We start from the raw sequence: 21,194 nt of genomic DNA on the forward strand, positions 1-21,194 counted from the left end.
AATAATATGTTAAAATAATAACAAAATCTGTATATGGGGATGTACAGATAATGGGGGAAATTCTATGGGAAAAACAACAAATGTGGAATGCAAAGTAGACTGGAAAACCGTTCTTGTTTTTGTGTCGATAGCATTTAGTTCGCAGTGTGGCGGCGGATTCGCGTCTGGATCTACGCCATGGACTTATTTTTTTAGAAATACGGGGTTTTATGGGATGCTGCCGGTTGTTGCGCAGCCGTATTTTTGTCTGTTTATGCCGTTTATTGTAGCGGTAATCAACTGTTTTATTATCTATTTCTTTATGAAATTCGCTATGGATTTCCGTACATTTGATTACAGCAGTTTTTTGAGGCGGTATGGTTCGCGTTTTTGCAATGGGATTTTTGCCAGACCGATGCAGTACATTTATGAATTTAATTTCAACTGGCTTCTGATCGTATGTATGGCGCTTGCCTATTCCACCTCTGGTTCAGCATTAAAAGAACTGACGGGAATTCCATATCTGTATTCTACACTTATTATCGGTGTTCTTATGTTTGTTCTGTGTATGAAAGGCACAGATCTGGTCCGGAAGAATGCAGTGTTCATGAGTGCTGTTATTTTCATTGCGCTGATGTCAGTTCATGTACCTAATATTCTATATAATATCACATCCGGCAGGTTGTCTTCGGAACTTGGCATCATGTCCCAACAGCTTCACAACGATATTGCCGCAGGTGCAGGAAGCTTTTTAAAGTATCTTCTGGTCGCTTTTTGCTGGGCGTATATTTTTTCAGGACAGAATCTGGCAGGTTTTGGAGCCTATGTTAATCATGCGCAGCTTTTTACCAATAAAAAAACACTCAGATGGGCTGTTGTGCTGTCTGTGATTGCAAACTGGGCATTTCTGGAAATGAATGTGATCAATCTGGCTGCAAATTATTCGGCTGTTTATGAAGGATGGTCGAATGGACGTGCGGTATATACCATTCTTGTTGTACAAAATGGCGTTGGAAGTGGAGCGATAAAGACCATCCTTCTTACGCTGATCACTGTGGCCATATTCTTTGCAACCATTTCAACGGCAATCAATTACGCGCAAGGCTTCAATGACCGTATTTTAAACTGGTATCAGAAAAGAAAACAGGAAGCCCCGGAAGTTTCCGCGGCAAAGAGAAACAAGCGGGGAGCAGTATTAACGCTGGTTTATATTGTGCTTACATGGGCAGTGTCCCAGATGGGACTGACTGCGCTGGTATCGAAGGGACTTACATTTGCATCGATCATCACGTTGTTTACTCTGATCATACCGACCATTATCAATGTCATCCGAAAGTGGCCGGATGCAGATTATGCACACATGACAAAAGAAAAATAGTAATGGTTCAGCCGGTCTGCGTATTCACTATGCTGACCGTACGAAAACATGGATTACAGGCAAAAATCCCATTGCCGAAGGGTGCTGTGTGCCAGCGGCACACAGCACCGGCCGAAGCGGAACGGAGACATTTTCAATGATTTTTTACTGTGTCTGTGAAGGTACAGAAACGTTACGAAAAATGATGAAATACGAGGGGGAATCGATATGTTATCTGCTATTGGATTAATCATAGCGATCGCGCTGCTGATTGTTATGATCGTCAAAGGTGTTGATATGATTACGGCATCGGTAGTAACAGCTGCAATTATTCTTGTAACAAGCGGACTTGATTTTTGGGAAGGTTTACTGAAAACGTTTTCGGAAGGAGCTGGCTCGTTCTGCACCTCCTGGTTTTTGATTCTTGCGCTGGGTGGCATTTTTGGTGAACTGGTCAATCAGACAGGGCTGGCTACCAAGGTCGCAAAATCTTTATCTGCTGCACTTGGAGCCAAAAGAGTGGGGCTGATCATTATGATCTGTACATTCTTTATTACACTGCTGGGTATTAACGGCTATATTATGGTATTTGTTCTTTATCCGATCGCAGACAGCCTGCTTCGTGAAAATAAGATGGATCGTCGGCTGCTTCCGTTTTTGATGATCGCGGGAGGTGCGAATGCGAATGGATTTGCGTTTTCCATGGATATCTGTAACGTAATCCCGAGTAATTTCCTTGGCACTTCACTTGGTGTAGCTCCGGTCCTGGCGGTGATTTTCTCAGTAATCACCTGCACCTGGTATGTAATATATTTCAACTATGCGCAAAAGAAGAGCATGGAAAAAATGTCGGAAGCAGAACGGATGGCACTGTACAAAACAGAAAAGAGCGTCATGGGAGATAACGAGCTTCCTGGTCTGTTTATGTCTCTTTTGCCGTTTATCCTGGTACTGGCAGTGGTAGTGGTAACTTCCGGTATGGGAACATCAACCAGCTTGAGCTGCGCGCTTTTGACCGGCGTTCTTGTGATTATTGTGACACAGTTTAAAAAAATCAAAAACCTGAAGGGATCTCTGAAAGGTGGGGCAATGTCAGGATTAAGCACAATGCTGACGGTAGCCGCAGTCATTGGTCTTTCCAAGGTCCTGACACAGGCACCGGCTTTCCATGCTGTACAGGAGTTTGTATTAAATATTACACTTCCGATTTACTTAAAGACCTGGCTTGGAACCATGATCTGTGGAGCTATGACTGGTTCTGCGATTACAGCGGAAACCCTGTTTTTGGAGAGCTTCGGAAAACAGTTCCTTGCAGCGGGCGCGAATATCAATGCCCTCCACAGAATTGTGGTAGAGGCTGGTATTACTCTGAACAAACTTCCGAATGCTTCACCGGTAGTTATGGAAACTTCTGTCTGTGAATGTACACTGGCGGAAAGCTATAAGCATATTGTGCTGGGGTCTACGATTCCATGTGTGATTGCAGGCTTCATTATTACAATGATGGCGACCGTTGGAATTATTTTTTAAAAGTTAAAGGTTCTGCGATACGGCTTCCAATACAAAATCATGGAAATTCCGGACAACCGGCGGCATATAAAACTGATTGCTGCTTATCATATAAATGTTGCGTTTTACGATTGGATGAAGGATTTCGATCACTTTAATATTCAGGCTGGAGAGCAGTTCCATTTCCGGGACAATGGCAATGCCGAAACCGTGGGCTACAAGACCGGCCGTGACCTGGTCCTCCACAATCTCATAAGCGATATGAGGGCGTTTTCCCAATGCCTGGAACATTTTATCAACTTCATAGCGAATGCCGGATGCTTCGGAAAAATAAACATACGGATATGGCAGGGTTTGCTCCAGGTTTACGGAGTCAAATCTTGCCAATTCGTGATTTTGGGGTACGATCAGCACCAGCTTTTCCCGATGTACGGTTTGGGATGTCAATCCGTTCTCTTTTTGTGGGTGTGAACAGAAAATCAGGTCATAATGATGGGCATTTAAGTCATTTACCAGATTCTGGGTCACGTCAGTCTGAAAGGAAAAATGAATATCGCGGTCAGGATGCAGCGTGAGAAAATGGCGCGCCAGAGAAGGAATCAAATCCACACCCAGAGGACGCACAAGACCGAGACGGATCACCCCTTCGCCGCGGGCAGTGCGCTGAAGAAAATCAATGCCATCATCCAGTGTTTTTAAGGAATTTTCAACACTGCGCAGAAATTGTTCTCCGAACACAGTCAGCACGGTATTTTTTCCGTTTTTCTCAAATAATGGAACACCGAGTTCTTCTTCCATTTTAAAGATAGCATGACTGAGGCTGGGCTGGGTAATACACAGATTCTGTGCGGCGCGTGTATAGTGGTGCGTGTGTGCCAGTTCTGCAAAATAACGCAGATGAGTCAGGTTCATGGGTGGACTGCCTTTCTTAAACTATGTAATGATGTATGATAGACAAAATCTATTATAACATAAAAATAATTGATTTGAATACAGGATAAAACTGTTTTATACTAAAATCGGAAGGTGTCATAAGACATTTTTCCGGTTTTTTCTTATAGAAGATACGGCTTCTTTTATGTCGTTCCCATAAAAAGAAGCCGTAAATCCCCTTGTGAATATTCCATACAATTCTGTATAAAAATCCCGATATTTTAAGATTCCGGAGGCAAGTCAAGGCAGTGCGCTACGATAAAGTTCGCGAACGATTCCACGGTTGCCGTAATAAAATTTTTTTTGCTGTAGACCATATAGATCATGCGGGTGCCCAGAGGAACGTCTGTCAAATGGATTTTCTTTAGATTGTCAAACTGTTTCAAAAACGGAGTGTTCGCAACAATGGCCGCCTTGGAGGAACGGTTGATGCGCCCGGCAATAGAGATTTCATCGTCATAGGAATAAGCGGCTTTCAGACCTTTGTCTTTCAGAATTTTCCGGATGGTTTTGCCAATGGGAATCGTGTCCCGGTAGGTGGACAGGGTATAGTCTTGCAGATCGGAGAGCTGGATGGAATCGTGCGATGCCAGCGGATGGTCATTTCGCACAATAACGATCAGTTCCTGGAAGGTGATAGGAACAAAGACAAGATCCGGCTTGTTTTCTACCATGGAACAGAAGCCGATATCATAGTTACCGGTGGAGACTCCCTCTGCTACCGGAATGGACTTTTCATGAAAAATATTAAAGCTGACCTGCGGATGCTTTTCGTGGTACAGATCCAGCGCATCCGGAAGAAAATCTCCCAGTAGGGTGGGGATACAGCCTACATCAATGGTTCCGGTCACCAAATCGGATTTTTCTTTCATAATGGCAATACCATGCTCCAGGATCCCCAGTGCCTGATTCACATACTGATAAAATTCCTGCCCGTATTTGGTGAGCTCGATGCCTCTTCCTTTTTTCTGGAATAATGCAACAGAAAGTTCGCTTTCCAGAGAGGAAATGGAATCGCTCAGGCTTGGCTGTGTGATGTAGAGCGCTTTGGCTGCCTCTGTATAATGCTGCACCTCGGCCAGCTTGCGAAAATAATACAGCTGCTGCAGATTCATAATGCTTCTCCTTTGTGCTTTTTTCGAAGCAAAATCTGCAGGTCGGAGACACTGCAGACATTACGGTTATTATACATGATTATCAATAAAAGTTCCAGAGAAATGTTAAAAAATGTTATAAAATTATCAAATGCATCCGGTAAATTGGTTTGACAATTTTGTTAAAACTGCCTAAAATAAAAGGCAGATGGAGAGAAGCAGGAGGTCTCGGCATGAGGGAAATCAAAAAGAACATATTTCTGGAAACAATTCCATATGAGAACCGCCATATCAGTCCCCGCAACCTTTACATCATCCGGGGAGAGGACCGGAGCCTGATGGTCGACACTTCGAATAACACGGAGCGGGACTGGAACATATTAAAGGGTATGGTCGATGCGCTTGGCATCGACTGCCGGAAGCTGGATATTTTTATTACCCATGAGCATCCGGATCACACCGGTCTGGTTCCAAAACTTCAGACCCTTGGAGCCAGGGCGTTCATGAATCCTGATGAAACCAGAAAGCGGGTGGATTTGCTGCACAGTTATCTGGCAGATGAGCACGCACGGATTGAAAATCTGCGGATTGTAGGTGTCACAAAAGAGGAGACACCAGAGGTTTTTGATACTTTTATGGAATATACTACGAAGGCTTATCAGTCCATGGAGATTCCACTGGAGCTTTCCTTTATTCCGATCCATCCGGGCGAGATACTTTCTTACGGAGGCTACCGTTTTGAGATAGTGCTGTTAAAGGGGCATACGTTCGGTCAGTGCGGTCTGTATGAACCACAGAAAAAGCTCATGTTCGTAGGAGACCAGCTCATGACAACGATTGTCCCCATCGTGGGCACCCAGGAGACAGACCTTGGTATGCTCAAGTGTTATATGAATTCTCTGGGCGAGCTGAAACACAAATACAAAGACTGTTATTTTCTGCCCTGTCATTATGGAGAGATCAAGAATGTTGAAAAAGAAGTAAACCGCATCATTTTCGGTTACATGGAAAAGTGCGAGATCATGAAGCATGTGCTGGAGGAGGCGGGAACGGCCCTGACCACCCGCGACATCGGTGTGCGGACTTACGGAAGAAGTCAGGGACCGCCAGATTACGCGCATTTCGCTTCCTGCACCCAGATCTGGGCCAAGACCTTTTCCTGCATGGAGTACATGATGGGAGAAGGCTTTATCGAGCGCTCCGAACGGGACGGCATCATCTACTGGAAAGCCTTGTGATCCGGCTCACGCAGTTCGTTCCAGACCTGCTTAAAATAACCGGCAAATTCCGGAGCATTCCGGCGTTTTAAAGGACTATCATACTGAGGGGCAAAGGCCAGCGGAATATTGGCCTTTACCTGTCCCGGCCTTGCGGAGAGGACCAGCACCCGGTCAGCGGTGCTGATGGCTTCTGCCAGGTCATGGGTGATCAGAATGGCGGTCTTTTTTGTTTTTCGGATAATCGAAGCAATGTCATCGCATACGGAGAGCCGCGTCTGGTAATCAAGGGCGGAGAAGGGCTCATCCAAAAGCAGCAGATCTGGTTTTAAGATGAGCGTGCGGATGAGGGCCGCCCGCTGGCGCATGCCGCCGGAAAGCTCAGAGGGACGGGCGGATGCAAAGGCGGCCAGGCCGTAGTTTCGCAGCATTTCATCGAGTTCCTGCATTGCCTCTCTGGTTTTCTGGTGCTGGATCTCCAGTCCCAGCGCAGCGTTTTCCCGGATGGTGCGCCACTCGAAGAGATGATCCCGCTGGAGCATATAGCCAATACCTGTACTGGCTTCCTTCAGAGGTGTATCTTCTATATAAATAGCGCCTTCTTCCGGCTCCAAAAGTCCGGAGAGCAGGGAAAGCAGGGTGGACTTGCCGCAGCCGGACGGACCGACAATGGCAAGAAACTCACCGGGATCTACGGTAAAGGAAACCTGAAAGAGCGCAGGGGTCGCGCCTTCAGGGGAATGGTAGGAATAGCTGACGCAGCAGGCTTTTAAAAGTGGTTCCATGGCCGGTCCTTCTTGCTTTTTATAGTTTATTTTATGAAGAAAAAAACGAAGAGTTCCGGAAAACCCCTTGCAATTCCGAAAAGCAGGTGCTATAATACAAACGATAACATGATAATCTGACAGTTAGAGAGTGGGCATATGTCCACTCTCAATTTTTTGCCGGGGGGCGCTGTGAAAGGTTTCGGCAGAAACGTCAGTGCATGACGTGAAGAGAGGTGACAACCATGACAAGAAGAGAAGAATACGAATCCAGAACCGAAGCGTTTCTGCTTCCGGTTCTCGCAGAGCACAATTTCGAGCTGTGGGATGTGGAATATGTAAAGGAAGCAGGTACCTGGTATCTGCGTGCCTACATTGACAAAGAAGGCGGCATTGCGGTAGATGACTGTGAGGTGATCAGCCGTATCTTAAGTGACTGGCTTGACCAGACCGATTTCATCGAGGAAAGCTATATTCTGGAGGTAAGCTCCCCGGGACTGGGCCGTCCGCTTAAGAAAGAGCGCGACTTTGAGCGCAGTCTGGGCGAAGAAGTAGAGATCCGTCTTTACAAGGCCCTGAACAAGCAGAAAGAATTTACCGGAATCTTAAAAGCATACGATAAGGAAACTGTGACCATCGAAACGGCAGAGGGCGAACTGGTATTTAACCGTTCAGACATTGCGCTGATCCGGCTGGCGTTTGATTTTTAAACAGAAAGATCTTAGGAGGATAAAACCATGAATAAGGAATTAATCGAGGCATTAAACCTGCTGGAAAAGGAAAAGAATATCAGCAAGGCGACTCTGTTAGAAGCAATCGAAAACTCTCTGCTGACCGCCTGCAAGAACCATTTCGGCAAGGCAGATAACATCAAAGTAAACATCAATCCGGAGACCGGCGATTTCTCCGTATACGCAGAGAAAGAGGTTGTTGAGGAAGTTGAGGATCCGTTAACCCAGATCAGCTACGCGGAAGCAAGACTGAAAAACCCGAAGTTCTTCCTGGGCGACATCATCAACGTTCCGATCGAGTCCAAGTCCTTTGGCCGTATCGCTACCCAGAACGCAAAGAATGTCATCCTGCAGAAAATCCGTGAGGAAGAGCGCAGCATGCAGTTTAACGAGTGGTACCAGAAGGAGAAGGATGTGGTAACCGGTATCGTACAGCGTTACCTGGGCAAGAACGTCAGCATCAACCTGGGCAAGGTGGACGCCATCTTGAACGAGGCAGAGCAGGTAAAGGGCGAGGTCTTCAAGCCGACCGAGCGTATCAAGGTTTACGTTCTGGAAGTTAAGGACACCCCGAAGGGACCGCGTATTTCCGTATCCCGTACGCATCCAGACCTGGTAAAACGCCTGTTTGAGGAAGAGGTTACCGAGGTGAAAGACGGCACCGTTGAGATCAAGGCCATTGCCCGTGAGGCAGGCTCCAGAACCAAGATCGCGGTATGCTCCAATGACCCGAACGTAGATCCGGTAGGCGCATGTGTCGGCATGAACGGTGCCCGGGTTAACTCCATTGTAAATGAGCTGCGCGGCGAGAAGATCGATATCATTACCTGGGATGAAAACCCGGCATTCATGATCGAGAACGCGTTAAGCCCGGCTAAGGTTATCTGCGTAGTTGCGGATGAGGACAGTAAAGAGGCACAGGTCATTGTTCCGGATTACCAGCTTTCCCTGGCTATCGGCAAAGAGGGCCAGAACGCAAGACTGGCAGCACGCCTGACCGGTTACAAGATCGATATCAAGAGCGAGACTCAGGCAAGAGAGCTGGGCCTGTTCGAGGAAATGGGCATTGATTATCAGGAAGAGGGCGTCTATGATAACCTCGACGCTGATTTCGAAGTGTCCGCTACTGACGATTATTCAGACAACAATACCGAGTTCTAATTAAGAAATACAGAATAGGAAGTGAGCGTGTAATTGGTGAATGCGAAGAAATTTCCGCAGAGACAGTGTATCGGCTGCGGTGAAATGAAAAACAAAAAAGAAATGATCCGTATACTGAAAACACCGGAGGGGGAATTTGTTGTGGACGCGACCGGACGCAAAAACGGGCGCGGCGCATACATCTGTCCGTCTATGGACTGCTTCAAAAAGGCAGTGAAGGGCAAGGGACTGGAGCGTTCCTTTAAGATGGCAATTCCGAAAGAGGTGTACGAGACACTGGAAAAGGAGATGGAACAGCTTGGATAACAGACAGAAAATCCTGAACCTGATCGGACTGGCTACCAAGGCCGGAAAGACCGCCAGCGGAGAATTCTCTACGGAGAAGGCCGTGAAGAGCGGAAAAGCCCATCTGGTCATTGTATCAGAGGAGGCTTCCGACAACACGAAGAAGATGTTTACCAATATGTGTACTTACTATAAGGTCCCTATTCTGTTTTTAGGCGGCAAAGAGGAACTTGGGCATTCCATGGGCAAGCAGATGCGCGCATCTCTGGCTGTTGTGGATGCAGGACTGGCAAAGGCAATCGTGAAACAAATGAACATAATCGGAGGTAGTGAGTATGAGAGTAAGTGAACTGGCAAAAGAACTGGGAAAATCCAGTAAAGATGTATTAGATGTGTTACAGAAGAACAATCAGGATGTGGCAACCCATTCATCCAACGTAAGTGACGCGCAGATCGGCATAGTAAAGAAGGCCCTGGGAGCAGGCGCTTCTGAGCCGAAGGCAGATGGCGCGGCACCGAAGAAGAAGCTGGCAGCGGTATATCGTCCGCAGAACTCACAGCAGAGACCGGCTCAGCCGAAGCCGGCAGCACGTCCGCAGGCACAGAGCGCTTCCGCTCCGGCACAGCAGGCAGCACCGCAGAACAAACCAGCTGAGAACGCACAGCAGGCAAGACCGGCACAGTCCGGTGAGAACCGTCAGGGCGGCGCAGGCAGAGACAACAACCGTCAGGGTGGCTTTAACGGAAACCGTGACAACAACCGCCAGGGCGGTTTTAACGGAAACCGCGACAACAACCGTCAGGGCGGCTTTAGCGGAAACCGCGACAACAACCGCCAGGGCGGCTTTAACGGAAACCGTGACAACAACCGTCAGGGCGGCTTTAACGGAAACCGTGACAACAACCGCCAGGGTGGCTTTAACCGCGACAATAACCGTCAGGGAGGTTTCGGAGGAAACCGTGAAGGCGGCTTTAACCGTGACAACAACCGTCAGGGCGGCTTTGGCGGAAACAGAGACAACCGCCAGGGTGGCTTTAACCGCGATAATAACCGTCAGGGAGGTTTCGGAGGAAACCGTGAAGGCGGCTTCAACCGTGACAACAACCGTCAGGGCGGCGGTTTCGGCGGAAACAGAGACAATCGCCAGGGTGGCGGCTTTAACGGAAACCGTGATAATAACCGCCAGGGCGGCGGATTTGGCGGAAACCGTCAGGGTGGTTCCGGAAGACCTGGTCAGAGAGACGGCGGTTCCAAGAGCTACGATACCCCGATCCAGACCAAGCCGACCAACAACCGTCAGCAGACCAACAACGCGCATAAGAAAGACAAATACGATAAGACCAGAATGATGGAAGACGGACCAAGAAGCAAGAACGGAAAGGTTTCCAAGCACCCGTTCATCATGCCGCAGAAGCCGGCTGAGGAGAAGGTGGAGGATACCGTAAAGGTAATCACCATTCCGGAGGTTCTTACCATCAAGGAACTGGCTGACAAGATGAAGCTGCAGCCGTCCGCAATTGTTAAGAAGCTGTTCTTACAGGGCAAGATCGTAACCTTAAACTCTGAGATCGACTTTGATCAGGCAGAGGAGATCGCAATGGAGTACGAGGTACTCTGCGAGAAGGAAGAGAAGGTTGATGTTATCGCCGAGCTCTTAAAAGAGGACGAAGAGGATGAGAAGGACATGGTTTCCAGACCGCCGGTTGTCTGCGTAATGGGACACGTTGACCATGGTAAAACCTCCTTGCTTGACGCGATTCGTCAGACGAATGTAACCTCCCGTGAGGCAGGCGGCATCACCCAGCACATCGGTGCTTACACCGTAGATGTGCGCGGTCAGCAGATCACCTTCTTAGATACCCCGGGACATGAGGCATTCACTGCAATGCGTATGCGTGGCGCCCAGTCTACCGATATCGCAATTCTGGTTGTAGCAGCAGATGATGGCGTTATGCCGCAGACTGTTGAGGCTATCAACCACGCAAAGGCAGCCGGAGTTGAGATCATTGTTGCCATCAACAAGATTGATAAGCCGTCCGCAAACGTAGACCGCGTAAAACAGGAGCTGGCTGAGTACGAGCTGATTCCGGAGGACTGGGGCGGCAACACCGTATTTGTACCGGTATCTGCACACACCAAGGAAGGCATTCCGGAGTTATTGGAGATGATCCTTCTGACTGCAGAGGTAAAAGAATTAAAGGCAAACCCGAACCGCCGCGCAAGAGGCCTTGTCATCGAGGCTGAGCTGGATAAGGGCAAAGGCCCGGTTGCTACCATCCTGGTACAGAAGGGTACCCTTCGTGTCGGTGATAACGTAACCGCAGGTCCGTGCTACGGTAAAGTCCGTGCCATGATGGACGATAAGGGACGCAGAGTCAAAGAGGCTGGTCCGTCCATGCCGGTTGAGATCCTGGGCTTAAATGATGTTCCGGGCGCAGGCGATGTGCTGATGGCAACCGAGAACGAGAAAGAAGCAAGAAGCTACGCAGAGACCTTTATCTCTGAGGGCAAGAATAAATTACTGGAAGACACCAAGGCAAAACTGTCTCTGGATGATCTGTTCAGCCAGATCAAGGCAGGTAATGTCAAGGAGCTTCCGATCATTGTAAAAGCAGATGTACAGGGCTCCGTAGAGGCAGTAAAGCAGAGCCTGACCAAGCTCTCGAATGAGGAGGTTGTGGTTAAGGTGATCCACGGCGGCGTAGGTGCCATCAATGAGTCTGATGTAACGCTGGCATCCGCTTCCAACGCGATCATCATCGGCTTTAATGTACGTCCGGACGCTACCGCAAAATCCATCGCAGACCGCGAGAAGGTAGACCTGCGTCTGTACCGTGTCATCTACCAGGCTATCGAGGATGTCGAGGCAGCCATGAAGGGCATGCTGGATCCGGTATTCGAGGAGCAGGTGATCGGTCACGCAGTTGTCCGCCAGACCTTCAAGGCATCCGGCGTTGGTACCATTGCAGGTGCTTATGTCATGGATGGTAAGTTCCAGAGAGGCTGCTCCTGCCGTATCACCCGTGACGGCGAGCAGATCTTTGATGGCGCACTGGCTTCCTTAAAGCGTTTTAAGGACGATGTCAAGGAAGTTGCAACCGGTTACGAGTGCGGTCTTGTATTTGAGAAGTTCAACGATATCAAGGAAGACGATATGGTTGAGGCATATATGATGGTAGAGGTACCGCGCTAGGATTTGGAATCGAATCCCTGAACTTTGGAAAGGAAGCACTGGCTGTTTTGCCCGGTGCTTCCTTTAGGAGTATTAGGGGACTGTGATTTTTAAACAGTCCCAGACAGAGAGGAATAAAAAATAATGCGAAAAAACAGCATCAAAAATACCAGAATCAACATGGAGGTGCAGAGAGAACTCAGCGAGATCATCCGCACCGAGATCAAAGACCCGCGTGTAAACGGCGCCATGACCTCTGTTGTGGCGGTTGAGGTTACGCCGGATCTCAAATACTGCAAGGCATACATCAGTGTGCTGGGCGATGAGGAGCGCGCGAAGGATGCGCTGACCGGCCTGAAAAGCGCCGTTGGCTACATCCGCAGAGAGCTTGCTCACCGCGTGAATCTGCGCAACACCCCGGAGATCACCTTTGTTCTGGACCAGTCCATCGAGTATGGTGTGAACATGTCCAGACTGATTGATGAGGTAACCAAAGACTTAAAAGACTGAGAAGGGAGTGACGGAGGATGCAGGAACGCAAACTGATGGAACTGGCAGAGGCCGCAGGCACCATTGCCATTGTGGGCCATGTAAGACCGGATGGAGACTGTGTGGGCTCCTGTCTGGCTGTATGCAACTATATCACGGAGCAGTACCCGGAAAAGACGGTAGATGTTTATCTGGAGACTCCTCCGGTAAAATTTTCCTATTTAAAGCAGTTTGAGCGGATCTGCTCAGATCCGGAGACCGGAAAGCAGTATGATCTGTGCATCTGCCTGGACAGCGGAGACCGGGAACGCCTGGGAAAGAACGTGGTGTACCTGGATACCGCAAAGACCAGTATCTGCATCGATCATCACATTACAAACCAGGGCTACGGCGCGGCAAACTTTGTGAAAGCAGATGCCAGCGCAACCTGCGAGCTGCTCTATGATTTTCTGGATGAGGAGAAAATCAGCAAAGAAGTGGCTGAGTGCATCTACACCGGAATCCTTCATGACACCAACGTATTCAAAAACAGCAACACCACGGAGCGCACCATGCAGGTAGCCGGAGCTATGATGGCGAAGGGCATCAATTTCTCCCGCATTATTGATGAGAGCTTCTATAAGAAGACTTATGTGCAGAACCAGATCATGGGCCGTGCGGTGCTGGAAAGCGTGCTGTTTCTGGATGGCAAATGTATTTTCAGCGTAGTCCGCAAGCAGGATATGGATTTTTACGGTGTGGAAGCATCGGATCTGGATGGCATTGTAGACCAGCTCCGGGTAACCGATGGCGTGGAAGTGGCCATCTTCCTGCATGAGACGGAAAATCATGTATACAAGGTAAGTATGCGCTCCAACAATTTGGTAAATGTGAGCAAGGTCGCATCGTATTTTGGCGGCGGTGGACATGTCCGTGCGGCCGGCTGTACCATGAGCGGAAGTGTGCATGATGTCATCAACAACCTTTCCGCGCAGATTGACAAGCAGATAAAGGAGCACGAAGCCTAGTGGACGGAATCATCAATGTATACAAGGAAAAAGGCTTTACCTCCCACGATGTGGTAGCGAAGCTGCGGGGCATCCTGCGCATGAAAAAGATCGGTCACACCGGGACCCTGGACCCGGCAGCGGAGGGCGTGCTTCCTGTCTGCCTGGGCAAGGGAACCAGACTGTGTGATATGCTGACGGGTAAAACCAAGACCTACCGTGCGGTGCTGCTCTTGGGACAGGAGACGGATACCCAGGACACTACGGGTGTGGTGCAGGCGGAATATCCGGTTCATGTGACCGAAGAGGAAGTACGGAAGGCCATCGTAAGCTTCCTGGGTGACTACATGCAGATTCCGCCCATGTACTCCGCACTGAAGGTGAACGGCAAAAAGCTTTATGAGCTGGCCCGCCAGGGCAAGGAGGTGGAGCGCCAGGCACGTCCGGTGCAGATCCTGGATATTCAGATTGAGAGTATTGATTTGCCGCGGGCAACCTTTTTTGTGACCTGTTCCAAGGGAACCTACATCCGTACCCTGTGTTATGACATCGGGCGGAAGCTGGGCTGCGGAGGCTGCATGGAATCCCTGCTGCGCACCCGGGTGGACCGGTTTGAGCTGAAGGACAGCCTGACCTTATCCCAGATTGAGAAGCTCCGGGATGAGGGCCGGTTGGAAGAGGCTGTAGTTCCGGTGGAGGGTGTATTCTTAAGACTTCCGGCCCTGGTTACAAAGCCGGGAGACGGAGACAAGCTGCTACATAACGGGAATCCGTTTCCGGCGGAGCTGGCAGAGGCGGAAGATTGTGATTTGTCGGTCGAGTTTGGAGCAGGCAGCGACTGTGCAGCGGAACCGGCTGGCCGGTCAGAGACCGAGTGCGGCCTGGCTGCGTCAGTGGCAGACCGTTTCGATGGCGTCCGCGTCTACGACAGCGAACATCACTTCATCGGAATCTACCGCTACAGCGAAGAAAAGCGGCGCTATCAGCCGCAGAAAATATTTCTTGGGGGAAACTAGTTATGAAGGTAATTACCGGGACCAGGGAGTTTTGTATAGAAGAACCAACCGTGGTAACTATAGGAAAATTTGACGGGCGGCATAAGGGGCATCAGAAGCTGTTAAAAGAGATGCTGCGTCAGAAGGAATGCCATGGCTGGAAGACAGCAGTCTTTACCTTTGATATGGCACCCATGGGTGTTGTGTCTGGAAAGCGGGCAACGGTCATTACCACCAACGAGGAACGCCGCAATAACATGCGGGCTATGGGTATGGATTACCTGGTGGAGTATCCCTTCAGCCGGGAAGTAGCAGCCATGTCACCGGAGGACTTTGTCACCGAGGTACTGGTCAAGCAGATGCACGCCAAGGCCGTGGTGGCCGGACCGGACTGCAGCTTCGGACATAAAGGTGCTGGAAACGCGGAGCTTCTGCGCAAGCTCGGACCGGAATACGGTTTTGAGACCATTATCATCGAGAAAAAGCAGGATGATCATCGCGATATCAGCAGCACCTATGTCCGGGAGGAACTGGACCGGGGCAACATCGAAAAGGCCAACGAACTTCTGGGGGAACCCTATGCCATCCACGGCAGGGTCGTGCACGGAAACCATATCGGCGGTGTTGTACTGGGTTTTCCCACTGCCAACATCCTTCCGCCGCCGGAGAAACACCTGCCGCCTTTCGGCGTCTATGTCTCCCGGGTCCTGATTGACGGGAAGTTTTATGGCGGCGTTAGCAACATCGGCCGCAAGCCCACCATTCAGGGGGAAAACCCCATCGGGGTGGAAACCTATATCATGGGACTGGAAGAAGACCTGTACGGAAAAGACATTCAGGTACAGCTCTTAAACTTTGAGCGCCCGGAGCAGAAATTCGATTCCCTGGAGGCATTAAAAGAGCGGATTGGGAAAGACAGGCAGTATGCGGCAGATTATGTGGAAGCACATCCGGAGCTGTTTACGGAGAAAGAATAAGATTTTTAGCAAAACGCATCCCTATGGGGTGCGTTTTGTTGATTAAAAATAGAATTAGATACAATGAAAAAGATATATTAGCTAATTATGAATCAGGGTCCGTAGAAATAAGATTACTTTTCACGTTTTGATCGTTGTTTTCTGTAAATCTCCAGTAACATACCATAGTAGTTATAGATATAATACCTGCGTATAATGGACCGTGTTTGCTGGATAATAATGTGCTGCAGAGCTGCATAAGTTCTTTTTTGTCCATAATTTTTCTCCTTTGTAATAGCAATTGGAATACATAGTATATAGGTTGTCTGTTGACCGGCATTAGGTTTATGGGTATAATAACATTTAAAATGACCAATAACAAGTGACAGTTTATATATAATGACCGGGTTGGAGGAAAATTATGCCAAAAGGACCTGTAAAAAGAGAAAAGATCAATAAGGATGTTTTTAAAAAAATTTTAAAGATAAAGAAGAGCACTATTCCTAAACTTGGGGAGGAATTGAGTATTGAGTGTTCAGAAAAAACAATTCGGAGATCATTAGGTAAAGGAGAGATGAGAAAACAGTATCTTCATCAAATTGCCAAATTTCTTGATGTGGATTATGATTTATTGACTGGAGATATGGTGGCAATGGCGTTTCAGACAAAAGATCCAGTTATTAAGAAAGTGTGTTTATCGCCGTTGACTCATGTGGAAGATTATCCATACATTAGTGAAGATGAAAGCAGGATGCGTAGAGAAAAGATTGATGAGACTTTGAAAAGAATATTGCTTTTATATAATATTTCATATGTTCAATTTCAAAATATGGATTCTGAAAAGCAATACAATTTTCAACATGATTTGTTTGAAGCAATTTTGCCAGTAATATATAGGTATTACGATATGGATAGTAATGGCGATACAAGCATGATCTCTTGTTATGGCATTTTAGTCGAACTTGAAAATTATAAAGATTCCATGGATGAACAAATTTATGCTGAGACTATTCTTAGAAAAAAGTTTTTGAGAATGTTACCCAAGGGATATTCTAAAGAAGACATTATTAAAATGAATACAGATGGACTTATTGCACTTGATTTGCATATTCAAAAATGCGAGTATGAGGATAGATAGGAAAAGTGTTTTGCGACATTAAGAATAGAAAGCGAGATGACTATGGATTATTTAACAGGAGTAGATAAAAACTATATAAACTGGATCACAGAGGTCAGTAATCGTTTTAAACAAAGTCAGATTAAAGCGGCTGTCAAAGTAAATGATGAAATGCTTCATTTTTACTGGCAGCTTGGAAAAGATCTTCATGATAAGAAAAGAGAGTTCTCTTATGGAAAAGGATTTTATAAAACAATTAGCAGTGATTTGCACAGACTGCTGCCGGAAGTGAAATCATTTTCGGAGACAAATTTAAAGTATATGCAATATTTTTATGAATTGTATCCAGAGGCAGCAAATCGTCCCCAAGTTGGGGACGATTTCGAAAGTAATATAACAACAAGTGTATTCGCAATTCCATGGGGACATCATAAACTAATCATAGATAAATGTAAAAACAATCCGCAGAAAGCATTATTTTTTGTGAATCAAGTGATTCAAAACAATTGGTCACGTGCAGTGCTGCTAAATTTCCTCGATACGGATTTGTATGAACGCCAAGGGAAAGCTATTACAAATTTTAAAATGACTTTACCAACAGTTCAGAGTGATTTGGCTCAGGAAATCACAAAAGATCCTTATAAATTCGATTTTATTACACTGACTCAAAGTTATAATGAAAAGGAACTAAAAGATGCATTGATGGATAATATCCAGAAATTTTTGCTGGAACTGGGAAATGGATTTGCTTTCGTAGGGCGTGAGTATCGTATCGAGATTGGAGAAACAGAGAATTTCATTGATATGTTGTTTTACCACATCCGTTTGCATTGTTATGTAGTTGTGGAAGTCAAGGTAACCGAGTTTGAGGCGTCTTATACAGGGCAGCTTGGAACCTATGTTGTGGCAGTAAATCATCAACTTAAGACAGAACAGGATGCACCGACGTTAGGACTGTTGGTATGTAAGTCTAAGGATGATATAAAGGCACAGTACGCTCTGGAATCCAGCAGTCAGCCACTAGGAGTATCGGCTTATGAGCTGTCGAAACTAATTCCTGAGAACTTTAAAGGTTCTCTGCCGTCTATAGACGAAATCGAGAAAGAACTGCGAAAGGATGTAGAAACAGAATAGTGAATAAAACAGCGAGGGTTTACCGTCATCAGAACGGCAGCCCTCGCTGTTTTTCGTTATAAAGCCAGATTAGTGATATAACCGGTTATTCTCGTAAATCGGCTCAGAAGTCAGATGCAGACCCAGCTTCTTGAAGGTGTTGGTGTCAACAGAAGAGAGCATGACAGAGGTATGAAGCTCGCATCCTCTTAACTTCGGAAGCTGTTCTAATGCCAGCTTTGCGTTCGGGTCGGTGGCTGCGCACATGGACAGGGCAATGAGTACCTCGTCGGTGTGCAGGCGCGGGTTCTTACTTCCCAGATATCCGGTCTTTAATCCCTGAATCGGCTCAATGAAGGTCGGGGAGATTAAGTGGATGTCATCGGAGATGCCGCCGAGCTCCTTGACTGCGTTTAACAGGACTGCTGCGGAAGCGCCAAGCAGAGCGGTGGTCTTTCCGGTTACAATCTTGCCGTCCGGAAGCTCCAGAGCAGCGGTCGGTGTACCGGTCTCTGTGGCGAGATTGACAGCAGCCGGAACGACGCTTCTCATGTCGGTGGTAATCTTGGCCTGCTTCATAAGCAGTTCAATCTTGTAGACCTCATCCTTGCTGCCTTTGTCTTTGGCTACACGGTTCAATGCCTGATAGTAGCGGCGGATGATCTCCTGGCGGGATGCTTCCTGGCACGCTTCGTCGTCGATGATGCAGTTTCCGGCCATATTAACACCCATGTCGGTCGGAGACTTGTACGGGCAGTAGCCATAGATGCCTTCAAACATGGCGGCCAGTACCGGATAGATCTCGACATCACGGTTGTAGTTGACGGTAGTAACACCGTATGCCTCTAAGTGGAATGGATCGATCATGTTGACATCGTTTAAGTCTGCGGTAGCAGCCTCGTATGCCAGATTGACCGGATGCTTTAACGGGATGTTCCAGATCGGGAAGGTCTCGAACTTCGCGTAACCGGCCTTGATGCCGCGTTTGTTCTCATGATACAGCTGAGAGAGGCAGGTAGCCATCTTTCCGCTTCCCGGTCCCGGTGCGGTGATGATAACCAGCGGTTTGGTAGTCTCAATGTAGTCGTTCTTTCCATAACCCTCATCGCTTACGATGTGGGCGATGTTGTTCGGGTATCCGTCAATCGGATAATGGCGGTATACTTTGATGCCAAGATGTTCAAGCTTCGTCTTAAAGACATCTGCGGATGGCTGCCCGGTGTAGCGAGTGATGACCACGCTGCCTACGTACAGGCCCTTGTCACGGTATTCCTGGATGAGACGCAGAACGTCGGCATCGTAAGTGATGCCAAGGTCGTGGCGAATCTTGTTTTTTTCAATGTCAGCCGCGTTGATGGCGATGACGATTTCGGCCTGATCGGCCAGCTGCAGAAGCATTTTCAGCTTACTGTCTGGTGCGAAGCCCGGCAGAACGCGGGAAGCATGGTAGTCGTCAAACAGCTTACCGCCGAACTCCAGGTACAGCTTGTCTCCGAACTGGCTGATCCGCTCGCGGATGTGTTCGGACTGCATCGTTAAGTACTTTTGATTGTCAAATCCAATTTTCATAGTAGTTAATACCCCTTTCCATGCGTTACATTGTAGCATATAAAAACCAGTTTTGCACCCGGATTTGTCAAAAAAATATATTATGTGGTATACTCTAGTTATTCTATAAAAAACAAACGAGGAACGTGACTTATGAACGGAAAACGAAGATGGCTTTTTACCTGCCTGTTACTGCCTGTTCTTGTAATCACCGGATGTGGTTTCTTACGTAATGCGGAAAAAATTGCCACGGCACCGGACCCGGTTGTGGTAGGACAGGATGCAAAAACTGAGACAGAGTCCGATGCGGCAGAGCAGAAAGTCAAAGAAGAAGAGCAGCAGCTGATCTCAGAACTCCAGATTCCGGAAGAACCGGAGCAGGACGAGCGGGACGCGACCCGGGCAAAGGGAATCTACATTTCCGCCTATGTGGCAGGAACGCCGGCCCTGGTGGATAATCTGATCAAAGAGTTTGACCAGACCGAGGCGAATGCCCTGGTCATTGACTTTAAGGATGATTTTGGGCGCGTGGTATGTGAGACGGAGTCTCCGCTGATAAAACAGCTTGGTTCCACAAAGGTTTATATTGAGGATATGGCCGGGCTGATGAAGAAATTAAAGGAGCATCACATCTATGCCATTGCCCGAATCCCGGCTTTTCGTGATGCCTGGCTTTCTGAGGTACAGCCGGACTGGTGCGTGAAGAAATCGGATGGCACGGTGTTTAAGGACCGGGATGACCATGCCTGGGTGAATCCTTACAAGGAAGAGGCCTGGGATTACCTGGCAGAGATTGCTCTGGAGGCGCAGAAGCTGGGCTTTGATGAGATCCAGTTTGATTACGTACGCTTCTGCACGGAAAAGGGCATGCGGGACGCGGTGTTTGCGGAGGAGGATACGAAAGGACGCAGCCGGACCGATGTGATCCTGAACTTTATGGAATATGAGTATAAGAAGCTGAGGGCGGCCGGTCTCTTTGTATCCGCCGATGTGTTCGGTGCCATCATCAACAGTGATGTGAACGCGGATTCCGTGGGCCAGATTTACGGGGAGATGGCAAAGCATCTGGATTACATCAGTCCCATGATTTATCCGTCCCATTACTCCGATGGAAACTATGGAATTGACCACCCGGATACGCGCCCTTATGACACCATCTGCGCGGCGCTGACAGAATCCAGGAAGGAACTTTATTTTGCAGGGCTGGACGGCGGCCATGTGGCAGCCGTGCGCCCGTGGCTTCAGGACTTTACGGCCAGCTGGCTGAAGAACCACATCCCTTATGGCGGAGAACAGGTGCGCGACCAGATCCGCGCGGTGTATGACTGCGGGTATGACGAGTGGCTTTTGTGGGACGCGGCCTGCACCTACGACTGGGATGGCCTGCTGACCCCGGAGGCAGCAGACGCTGAGACTGAAGAGATCGCGGCATCCAGAGCCATGCTTCCAGAGACCACCTACGCGCCAGAAGAAGCGGGGCATGATGCCCTGACCGTGACGGAGGGGGCACAGAATGGAGACAGCGCGGCAGTTTCCGGCAGAGCCGGAACAGGTCTGACGGTGGGGGATTTTCCGGCGGGCCAGGCGCTTTCCGAGGCGTTGGAAACGGCAGAAGAACCAGGCACTCCGCCGGAGACCGGAACCACGCTGCCGCCGACGGCGTAGGGCAGAAGCGGAAAGTCTGGCAGGAGGGAAGTTTGCAGTACCAGGTGCGACAGCACAGTTAACGAGGATGATGCTGTGGCGGAATGCAGAAAACCCGGAGACAGGAATGAACAAAGACAGGA

Annotated in this window: 19 protein-coding genes; 15 read left to right on the forward strand and 4 right to left on the reverse strand. The window is 48.4% G+C overall.

From position 1 onward, the window contains the following. Nucleotides 1-64: 64 nt before the first annotated feature. Entirely contained in the window at nucleotides 65-1,357 is a 1,293-nt protein-coding gene (locus tag DWY84_RS17725) for a hypothetical protein (RefSeq protein WP_243024782.1), read from the forward strand. 207 nt (nucleotides 1,358-1,564) lie between these two features. Continuing rightward, nucleotides 1,565-2,866 carry a GntP family permease gene (locus DWY84_RS06730; RefSeq protein ID WP_118531929.1) on the forward strand — a complete coding sequence of 434 codons (1,302 nt, stop codon included), beginning with the start codon at nucleotides 1,565-1,567 and terminating at the stop codon, nucleotides 2,864-2,866. A gap of 3 nt (nucleotides 2,867-2,869) precedes the next feature. Here DWY84_RS06730 and DWY84_RS06735 read toward each other — a convergent pair whose 3' ends face one another. Both DWY84_RS06735 and DWY84_RS06740 read right to left on the reverse strand, forming a co-directional pair. After that, nucleotides 2,870-3,757 carry a LysR family transcriptional regulator gene (locus tag DWY84_RS06735; protein ID WP_118531931.1) on the reverse strand — a complete coding sequence of 296 codons (888 nt, stop codon included), beginning with the start codon at nucleotides 3,755-3,757 and terminating at the stop codon, nucleotides 2,870-2,872. A gap of 242 nt (nucleotides 3,758-3,999) precedes the next feature. After that, nucleotides 4,000-4,893 (reverse strand): LysR family transcriptional regulator, encoded by an 894-nt coding sequence (locus tag DWY84_RS06740; protein ID WP_118531933.1) that lies wholly within the window; start codon nucleotides 4,891-4,893, stop codon nucleotides 4,000-4,002. A gap of 212 nt (nucleotides 4,894-5,105) precedes the next feature. Here DWY84_RS06740 and DWY84_RS06745 point away from each other — a divergent pair, with 212 nt between their 5' ends. Continuing rightward, on the forward strand, nucleotides 5,106-6,110 hold the full coding sequence (locus tag DWY84_RS06745) for an MBL fold metallo-hydrolase (protein ID WP_118531935.1): 1,005 nt from the start codon (nucleotides 5,106-5,108) through the stop codon (nucleotides 6,108-6,110). Here the strand turns inward: DWY84_RS06745 and DWY84_RS06750 are convergent. Next, a complete protein-coding gene (locus DWY84_RS06750; RefSeq protein WP_118531937.1) occupies nucleotides 6,092-6,874 on the reverse strand; it encodes an ATP-binding cassette domain-containing protein in 783 nt (260 codons plus the stop codon). The genes DWY84_RS06745 and DWY84_RS06750 overlap by 19 nt on opposite strands. Nucleotides 6,875-7,098: 224 nt before the next feature. Between DWY84_RS06750 and rimP the strand changes: the two genes are divergently transcribed. The 11 genes from rimP (at nucleotide 7,099) to DWY84_RS06805 (ending at nucleotide 17,880) form a co-directional block, all read left to right on the forward strand. Then, complete coding sequence (gene rimP, locus DWY84_RS06755) at nucleotides 7,099-7,563, forward strand: ribosome maturation factor RimP (protein WP_118531938.1); 465 nt, start codon at nucleotides 7,099-7,101, stop codon at nucleotides 7,561-7,563. A gap of 27 nt (nucleotides 7,564-7,590) precedes the next feature. After that, nucleotides 7,591-8,745: a transcription termination factor NusA gene (gene nusA / locus DWY84_RS06760; protein ID WP_118531940.1), complete on the forward strand. Its 1,155-nt coding sequence runs from the start codon at nucleotides 7,591-7,593 to the stop codon at nucleotides 8,743-8,745. 36 nt (nucleotides 8,746-8,781) lie between these two features. Further along, nucleotides 8,782-9,051, forward strand: coding sequence for a YlxR family protein (locus DWY84_RS06765; protein ID WP_118531989.1), 270 nt, complete (start codon nucleotides 8,782-8,784; stop codon nucleotides 9,049-9,051). Continuing rightward, nucleotides 9,044-9,379 (forward strand): ribosomal L7Ae/L30e/S12e/Gadd45 family protein, encoded by a 336-nt coding sequence (locus DWY84_RS06770; protein WP_118531942.1) that lies wholly within the window; start codon nucleotides 9,044-9,046, stop codon nucleotides 9,377-9,379. Before DWY84_RS06765 ends, DWY84_RS06770 begins: the two co-directional genes overlap by 8 nt. Then, a complete protein-coding gene (infB, locus tag DWY84_RS06775; RefSeq protein WP_118531944.1) occupies nucleotides 9,366-12,224 on the forward strand; it encodes a translation initiation factor IF-2 in 2,859 nt (952 codons plus the stop codon). Before DWY84_RS06770 ends, infB begins: the two co-directional genes overlap by 14 nt. 123 nt (nucleotides 12,225-12,347) lie before the next feature. After that, nucleotides 12,348-12,713 (forward strand): 30S ribosome-binding factor RbfA, encoded by a 366-nt coding sequence (rbfA, locus tag DWY84_RS06780; RefSeq protein WP_118531946.1) that lies wholly within the window; start codon nucleotides 12,348-12,350, stop codon nucleotides 12,711-12,713. 17 nt (nucleotides 12,714-12,730) lie between these two features. After that, on the forward strand, nucleotides 12,731-13,699 hold the full coding sequence (locus DWY84_RS06785; protein WP_243024783.1) for a bifunctional oligoribonuclease/PAP phosphatase NrnA: 969 nt from the start codon (nucleotides 12,731-12,733) through the stop codon (nucleotides 13,697-13,699). Then, complete coding sequence (truB, locus tag DWY84_RS06790) at nucleotides 13,699-14,694, forward strand: tRNA pseudouridine(55) synthase TruB (protein ID WP_118531948.1); 996 nt, start codon at nucleotides 13,699-13,701, stop codon at nucleotides 14,692-14,694. The genes DWY84_RS06785 and truB overlap by 1 nt, the downstream gene beginning before the upstream one ends. A 2-nt stretch (nucleotides 14,695-14,696) precedes the next feature. Further along, on the forward strand, nucleotides 14,697-15,650 hold the full coding sequence (locus tag DWY84_RS06795; RefSeq protein ID WP_118531950.1) for a bifunctional riboflavin kinase/FAD synthetase: 954 nt from the start codon (nucleotides 14,697-14,699) through the stop codon (nucleotides 15,648-15,650). 400 nt (nucleotides 15,651-16,050) lie between these two features. Beyond that, nucleotides 16,051-16,767 (forward strand): hypothetical protein, encoded by a 717-nt coding sequence (locus DWY84_RS06800; RefSeq protein ID WP_118531952.1) that lies wholly within the window; start codon nucleotides 16,051-16,053, stop codon nucleotides 16,765-16,767. Between the two features lie 42 nt (nucleotides 16,768-16,809). Then, nucleotides 16,810-17,880: a PDDEXK nuclease domain-containing protein gene (locus DWY84_RS06805; RefSeq protein ID WP_118531991.1), complete on the forward strand. Its 1,071-nt coding sequence runs from the start codon at nucleotides 16,810-16,812 to the stop codon at nucleotides 17,878-17,880. Nucleotides 17,881-17,949: 69 nt separating this feature from the next. On the opposite strand, the gene DWY84_RS06810 is transcribed toward DWY84_RS06805, so the two are convergent. After that, nucleotides 17,950-19,428 (reverse strand): DUF1846 domain-containing protein, encoded by a 1,479-nt coding sequence (locus DWY84_RS06810; RefSeq protein WP_118531954.1) that lies wholly within the window; start codon nucleotides 19,426-19,428, stop codon nucleotides 17,950-17,952. Between the two features lie 132 nt (nucleotides 19,429-19,560). Here DWY84_RS06810 and DWY84_RS06815 point away from each other — a divergent pair, with 132 nt between their 5' ends. Beyond that, nucleotides 19,561-21,072, forward strand: coding sequence for a putative glycoside hydrolase (locus DWY84_RS06815; protein ID WP_118531956.1), 1,512 nt, complete (start codon nucleotides 19,561-19,563; stop codon nucleotides 21,070-21,072). Nucleotides 21,073-21,194 lie beyond the last annotated feature (122 nt).

It is taken from the genome of Clostridium sp. AF27-2AA (assembly GCF_003478505.1).
GTDB lineage: Bacteria > Bacillota > Clostridia > Lachnospirales > Lachnospiraceae > Brotaphodocola.